Genomic DNA, 7,006 nt, shown 5'->3' on the forward strand with positions numbered 1-7,006 from the left:
TTTCAACGAGTCCATGTATAGCTCCAGCGAGCAGGGATGATCATCAAATGCATGCAAGCGTTGCATTCGACCCGAGGCTGGACACTAGCGAGGAATCACTTCTCAAAGGAGCATTGCGCTTCCGATAGGTGCGTAGGAAATTTCTGATTAAGCGGTATCGTTGACGTTACCAGGGTTTTCATCGCCTTTCACGTCAACCCGTCCGCTGTCAGGGGGCAGGCCCATCGTTACTGGGTGGAGGCGCCACCCTGGTCGCTATTTTAAATACGGTCCGCATCCAGACAGGGCCGCAAAGCGGCCCGATCGTTCCCCGGAAAGTACTTCAGAACGCCCCTTGCAATGTCACCATGAAATTGCGCGGTTCACCATAGAAGTTGCCCCACGCCGGCGCGCCGATGGTGGCGTAGTACTTCTTGTCGAACAGGTTGTTGCCGTTGAGCGCGACAGTCCAGTTCGGGTCGAGGCGGTACTGCACACGGCCGTTCCACACGGTGTAGCCCGCCTGCTCGACACGGGTAGTGCCGGTGGTACGGAAGTTCTCGCTCTGGCTGTTCAGGCCTGCGCCGAGGGTCCAGCGCTCCAGAGCACCGCCCAGCTGGTAGTCACCCCATACCTTGAGCATGTGCCGTGGGATGAAGCTGGAGGTGAAGGTCAGTTCGGTCGGGTCAGTGTCTTCGATGGTACTCAGGTACTTCGTCTGGGTGTAGGTGTAGCCCGCCAACAGCTGCAACCGCTCGATCGGCGAGCCGCTGATCTCGGCTTCGAACCCCTGTGCGCGTACCTTGCCGCTGTCGTTGTAGCAATACCCGTCGCCTGAGGGGCAGGTATCGACGTAGTCCGTTTCTGCGCGGTGATTCTCGACAGTGCGGAACAGGTTGAAGGAGGTGTTCAACGCGCCGTCGAGCAGCTCGCCCTTGATGCCGACTTCATAGTTGGCGCCGGTCTTTGGCTGTAACGCCTGCCGCTCGGCATTCACCTTGTCGCTCTGTGGCTGGAAGATGTCGGCGTAGCTGGCATAGGCGGTCCACTGCTCGTTCAGGTCGTACAGCACGGCGGCAAACGGCGTGACCTGACCGTTTTCCTGGCTGCGATTATGCACCCAGTAATCGTAGAACTGGGTATAGGAGTCGCTCTTGTTACGGTACCAGCTGACCCGCGCGCCCAGCACCAAGGTCAGTGGCTCTGCCAGTTTCAGGCGCAGGTTGGCGTAAGTGCCGTACTGGGTGGTAGTGGTATCGGTTGGCACACTGCCACCGCGGCTCGGGTTGACCAGGTAATCGGCCTTGGACGGGTGTGTGAAGTTCGCGGATGGGTTGAACGGGTCCTGCTTGCCGTCCAGCAGCATCAGCGCGAAGTAATCATGGGTTTTCTGTCGGCTGGCGTTGACACCCATGATCAGCTCGTGCTGCAGGCCGAACGCCTCGAACTTGCCATCGACATAGCTATCGAAGCCGTAGTCGTCCTGGTCGTAGTCGAAACGGCCGGCCCGGACGTTCATGCTGGCGGTGCTGGCGCCGACGGGTACCGTGCCTTCGGAATAAGCGTATTCGATGTCCTGGGTGTTGTGGGTGTAGATCGAGGCGAAGTTCAGGGTCCAGTCATCGTTGAAGCGGTGCTTGAGGTCGGCAAAGCCGGTAATACGCTGGCTTTGCATGTCGTTCCAGCTGGCCCCCAGGCAGGTGGAGCGCGACAGCTTCAGGTCACTGCCATCGGCGTAGCGTGGCAGGCCGGCGTAGCAAGGGGTGGCATCGACATCCTCGTAAGCCAGGCCAGCGCCCACGGTGGTGTCGGCCGTGACGTCCCAGTCGATGGCGCCGTACAGTATCTGGTCCTGGCGCTTGGCCGTGTCATAGAAGTACTGGCGGTCCTGCAGCGTCGCCACGGCGCGCCCCCGCACGGTGCCCGACGCGTTCAGCGGGCCGCCCACGTCCACTTGCCCGCGGTAGTTGTCCCAGCTGCCGGCTGACAGGGTGACGGTGGTGGCGGCTTTTTCCTGCCCCCGTTTGCGCACGAAGTTGACGCCCCCGGCGGAGGAGCCAGAGCCTTTCATCATGCCGGCCGCACCTTTAAGCACCTCGACGCGGTCATAGAACGCCATGTCACTGGAAAAGCTGTTGGCCTGCACGTAGTTGCCGCCCACGTCCAAGGGCACGCCGTCGTACTGGTACTGGCCATCCAGGTTGAAACCACGGGAATAGAAATACTTGCCGCCCATGGGCGAGTCATACACGGTGATGCCCGGGGTCTTGTCCAGTACCTGCTCCAGTGTGTTGAGGTTCTGGTCGTCGAGCATCTTGCGGGTCATCACGGTGACCGACTGCGGGGTTTCTTTCAGCGTGTGTACGCCCTTGCCGATGGTGATGGCACGGGCGGCGTAGGACTGGGTGCCTTCGCTGGTCGCATCCAGGCGGTTGGCGTCGATGTTCATCGGCGCCAGTTCCATGGCCGAGCCGTTTTGCGCAGCGACCAGCACATAGCCACCATTACCCTGACGCTGCGCCTGCAGGCCACTGTTGCCCAGCAGCCGAGCCAGACCTTCCTCGACACTGAAGCTGCCTTCTAGGCCCGCGCTGTCGAGGTTGCGCGTCTGTGCGGTGTCGAACGAAATGGTCACACCCGCCTGTACGCCAAACTGGGTGATGGCGTTGCCCAGTGAGCCAGCGGGGACATGGTAGGTGGCCTGGCTTTGGGCCATTGCCTGGGCAGGCATCAGCAACAGGCCGGGCGCGCTGGCCAGGGACATGCCGAACAGCACCAGGCGGACGGCCTGGCTGAGCTTGGTTGCTGGGGTAGGGTGCAGGTGTGGCATTTCGTGGTCCTTCCGAGTCATGGCAGAAAGTCGCTGTCGTCGCGGCTTGTGTCAGGGACGGACGAGAATAGAAATCAGCAAGATTGCGGCGAAAGTTTTTCCGCAGTTGCTCAGGCGGGCTCCACACTCACCCAGTAGCGGCTTAAGAAGCGCACTTTCACGGGCAAGGTTTTCGGCAGGTTGGCCAGGGCGATATCGGTGTCGTCAATGCGGAACGCACCGGAAATGCTCATGGCCTGGATCGACGAGGCACAGCGCAGCACACCTGGACGATAGCGCCCCAGTTCTTCGAGGAAATCGCCAAGGCGCCAGTCGTTCACGCTGAGCATGCCTTGCAACCAGGCCGTGGAATCGGCGGGGAGGGCATGGGCGTCGAGGACGACATCCTGATCAAAACTCACTTGCTGGCCAGCGTGCAGTTGCAGCACTCGATCAGGGTGGCGCAGGGGGCGAACTTCGACGCTGGCCTCAAGCACACCCACGCGGGTCTCCTGCGCCAGTTTGCGGACGCTGAACGCGGTACTGCGGGCCAGTACGCTGCCGTCATCGGTGTGCACGATAAACGGGCGCTGCTGACGATCGCTGACCGGACGCACCAGAATTTCCCCCTGATACAGATGAATCGCCCTCACCTTTGTGGCGTAGCGCACATCCAGCGCGGTATCCACGTTCAGTTCCAGCTGTGAACCATCCTCCAGGTGCAGGGCGCGGCGCTCGCCGCTGCGGGTACTGTGCTGGGCCAGCAAGGCACGATAGGGCACCTGCTCGGCCGCCAGCCAGCTGCCGCCCCCCATGGCCATCAGCAGGCCCAGCACTTTCAGCACGTCACGCCGCTGCGCCTGGGCCGCGCCAAGGCCGGACAGCGCCGCCTGCGGCGGCACCATGGCCCATTGCTGCTGCAGCTTTTCTACCCGCGCCCAGGCGGCTGCGTGCAGGGGGCTGGCCTGCAGCCACTGTCGCCAGGCCTGGGTGCGGGCCTCGCTATTGGCGCCGTCGTTGAGCTGAACATACCAGGTGGCAGCGGCTTCGAGTGTCTTGAGATCCATGGGCGTCAGCCTTCGACTGCCAGCAGGCAGCGAGTCATGGCCTTGATCAGGTGATTCTTCACGGTGGTGATCGACACGCCGAAGCGCTCGGCCGCAGCGCCGTAGGTCAGGCCTTCGAGTTGAACGGCAAGGAAGATGGCGCGGGTCTTGGCGCCGAGTTCGTCGAGCAGGCTGTCCACGGCCACCAGCATCTCTATGATGGACAAGCGCACCTCCGGAGACACCTCTACCGGTTCCGGACGCAGGGCCAGCGCTTGCAGGTAAGCTTTTTCGATGATGCGACGGCGAGCTTTGTCTATCAGAAGGGCGCGGGCGATAGCGCTGAGGTAGCTGCGCGGCTCACGGATCGGCAACGGGTTACGCGCGGTCATTACCCGCAAGAACGTGTCGTGCGCCAGGTCGGAAGCGTCGGCGGCGTTGCCCAGGCGGGCGCGCAGCCAGCCCTTCAGCCAGCTGTTGTTTTCGCTGTACAGCTGGTGCAGGGCCTGGGGATCGAGCGTTGCCATGGCGTCAAGACCGCAATATTAATGGGAATTGATCGCATTGTCGCGAGAGGCGGGGCTTATTGCAAGGACCGCGAGCACACACCCTGTGGGAGCAACTGTCTTGCTCAATTTCTAAAAGCTGGCGCGATCCCTGTGGGAGCGGCCTTGCGTCGCGATAGGGCCGCGCAGCGGCCCCAGGATCTCGGCATCATGCATAGATTGCTGGGGCCGCTTTGCGGCCCCATCGCGACGCAAGGCCGCCCCCACAATGATCAGGCCAGCGCCTGCTGCATCTCTTCGGCCTGCACCCGCAACGCCTCGCAAAACGGCTCCACCGCTGCCGATGCCGGCCGATGGTCCGGGCGTATCAGCATCACCTGATAGGGCACCGAAACCCGTAACCTGCGGATCGGCAACCCGCCTTGCGCCGCCTCCAGCCCGCTCAGTGGGTTGATGATCGCCACCCCCAGGCCTTGCCTGACCATGGCGCACACCGAAGCGGCACTGGTGGTCTCGATGACCGTGCGTCGGTTAACCCCGGCCGCACGAAAGTGCTGATCCAAGCGCTGGCGGTAGGTATCCAGGCTGGCCAGGTTGATGAAATCGACCTCATGGAAATCACTCAGCTCCAGTTCAGCCTTCACCTGCAGCGGGTGATGCTCGGGCAACACGCACACCATGTTGGCACTGAACAGCAATTCACCATACGCGCCGCGCGGTATCTGTTCGACTTCAGTCAGGCCAAGGTCATGCTGCTGGGCAACCAGTGACTCCTCCAGCAAAGGCGACTCCTGCGCCAGAATGCTCACGCTCACGCCGCTGTGCTGCTGGTGAAAGCGCTGGCAAGCCTTGGGCAACAAGGTTTGCGAGAACAGCGGCAGGCAGGTGATGGCCAGCCGGCCCTGCTCGAAGTTTCGGATGGCCTGGGCAAAGCGATCGATCCGCTCCAGCCCGACGTAGGCGCGCTCGACCTCTTCGATCAACAGCAGCGCCTGGGCCGTCGCCACCAGGCGCCCGCCCTCGCGCTCGAACAGATTCAGGCCAGTCACCTGCTCCAGCCGCGCCAGTTCGCGGCTGACGGTGGGCTGCGAGGTGAACAGCAAGCGCGCCGCACCCGTGACACTGCCAGCGGCCATGATGGCGCGGAACACTTCGATGTGGCGGACGGACAGTTTCACGGCAGCACCCGGTGAGTCGACAATGGGCATATCAGATATGAATGACCGGCAGAAAAAAAGCTATTTTTCTGAATTCCCGCTTTGATTCATCCTCGTGGCCTTCCTTATACGAGTAACGCCACCATGACCGCACCCTTCACCCTTCTGGCCGAGGCGGTTCGCCAGCACGGCTCGCCGCTTTGGGCGTACGACGCCAGCACCATCGCCGAGCGTGTCGAGCAGTTGAACGTATTCGACACCGTGCGCTTCGCCCAGAAAGCCAACCCCAACCTGCATGTGCTACGCCTGATGCGCGCCCATGGCCTGGTGCTGGACGCCGTGTCGCTGGGTGAAATGGAGCGGGCCTTCGCTGCGGGTGCGAGCGTGGACGGTGACCCTGCCGGCGTGGTGCTGACCTGCGACGCGCTGGACCGGCCCACCCTGGAGCGCGTGGTGGCGTCAAAGATCGAAGTCAATGCCGGCTCCATTGACATGCTGCGCCAACTGGGTGAACGCTCGCCCGGCCACCGCGTGTGGATCCGCATCAACCCGGGCTTCGGCCATGGCCACAGCCGCAAGACCAATACCGGCGGCGAAAACAGCAAGCATGGCATCTGGCACGAAGAGCTGGACGAGGCGCTGGCGTGCATCAAGGCCCATGGCCTGCACCTGGTGGGCGTGCACATGCACATTGGTTCCGGGGTGGACTACCAGCACCTGGAACAGGTGGCCCGCTCGATGATCGAGCTGATCGGCCGCCTGGGCGTGGACATCGAGGCGTTCTCCATCGGCGGCGGGCTTTCCACGCCTTACCGCAGCACCGACAAACCGGTCGACCTGCAGCGTTATGCGCAGACCTGGGCGGTGGCGCGCAAGGAGATCGAAGCGATGCTCGGCCACCCGGTGCGCATGGAGATCGAACCCGGGCGCTTCCTGGTGGCGGAGTCGGGCTACTTGGTGGCCGAAGTCCGTGCCGTGAAACAGGTGGGGCGCAATACCTTCGTCATGATCGATGCCGGCTTCAACGACCTGATGCGCCCGGCGATGTACGGCGCCTACCACGGCATGACCCTGCTCGATGCCGATGGCCAGGCAGTAGATCGCCCGCGCCAGCCGACCGTGGTGGCCGGGCCGTTGTGTGAATCGGGTGACGTGTTCACTCAGGATGACCAGGCGCTGACCCCGCAGGACCTGCCTCAGGCACAGGTGGGCGACCTGCTGGTGATCCACGATGCCGGGGCCTATGGCGCGTCGATGTCGTCGAACTACAACAGCCGGCCGCTGCTGCCGGAGTTCCTGATCGAGAACGGTGCCCTGCGGATGATCCGCCGGCGCCAGACGGTGCAGGACCTGCTGAGCCTGGAGGCCGGGTTCTAACCACTGCCCTGCAAGCCTGCACGACTCTTTGTGGGAGCGGCCTTGCGTCGCGATAGGGCTGCACAGCAGCCCCACAAATGTAGCCGTGATGCCGAAACCCGGGCCGCTTTGCGGCCCAATCGCAACGCAAGG

Annotated in this window: 5 protein-coding genes; 1 reads left to right on the forward strand and 4 read right to left on the reverse strand. The window is 62.9% G+C overall.

Features of this window, described 5'->3' with window-relative positions; genetic code table 11:
* Positions 1-322: 322 nt before the first annotated feature.
* From ACK59Z_RS25605 to ACK59Z_RS25620, 4 genes are all read right to left on the reverse strand, one after another.
* Positions 323-2,809: a TonB-dependent receptor gene (locus ACK59Z_RS25605; RefSeq protein ID WP_014859057.1), complete on the reverse strand. Its 2,487-nt coding sequence runs from the start codon at positions 2,807-2,809 to the stop codon at positions 323-325.
* 110 nt (positions 2,810-2,919) lie between these two features.
* Positions 2,920-3,855, reverse strand: a complete 936-nt coding sequence (locus tag ACK59Z_RS25610; protein ID WP_409293963.1) for a FecR domain-containing protein — start codon at positions 3,853-3,855, stop codon at positions 2,920-2,922.
* A gap of 5 nt (positions 3,856-3,860) precedes the next feature.
* On the reverse strand, positions 3,861-4,361 hold the full coding sequence (locus tag ACK59Z_RS25615) for a sigma-70 family RNA polymerase sigma factor (RefSeq protein ID WP_012053194.1): 501 nt from the start codon (positions 4,359-4,361) through the stop codon (positions 3,861-3,863).
* Between the two features lie 251 nt (positions 4,362-4,612).
* Entirely contained in the window at positions 4,613-5,518 is a 906-nt protein-coding gene (locus tag ACK59Z_RS25620) for a LysR family transcriptional regulator (protein ID WP_003248628.1), read from the reverse strand.
* Positions 5,519-5,641: 123 nt separating this feature from the next.
* Between ACK59Z_RS25620 and lysA the strand changes: the two genes are divergently transcribed.
* A complete protein-coding gene (gene lysA, locus ACK59Z_RS25625; protein WP_019752142.1) occupies positions 5,642-6,874 on the forward strand; it encodes a diaminopimelate decarboxylase in 1,233 nt (410 codons plus the stop codon).
* Positions 6,875-7,006 lie beyond the last annotated feature (132 nt).

This window comes from Pseudomonas sp. KCJK9058, from assembly GCF_046230975.1.
In the GTDB taxonomy this organism is placed as follows: Bacteria; Pseudomonadota; Gammaproteobacteria; order Pseudomonadales; family Pseudomonadaceae; genus Aquipseudomonas; species Aquipseudomonas alloputida.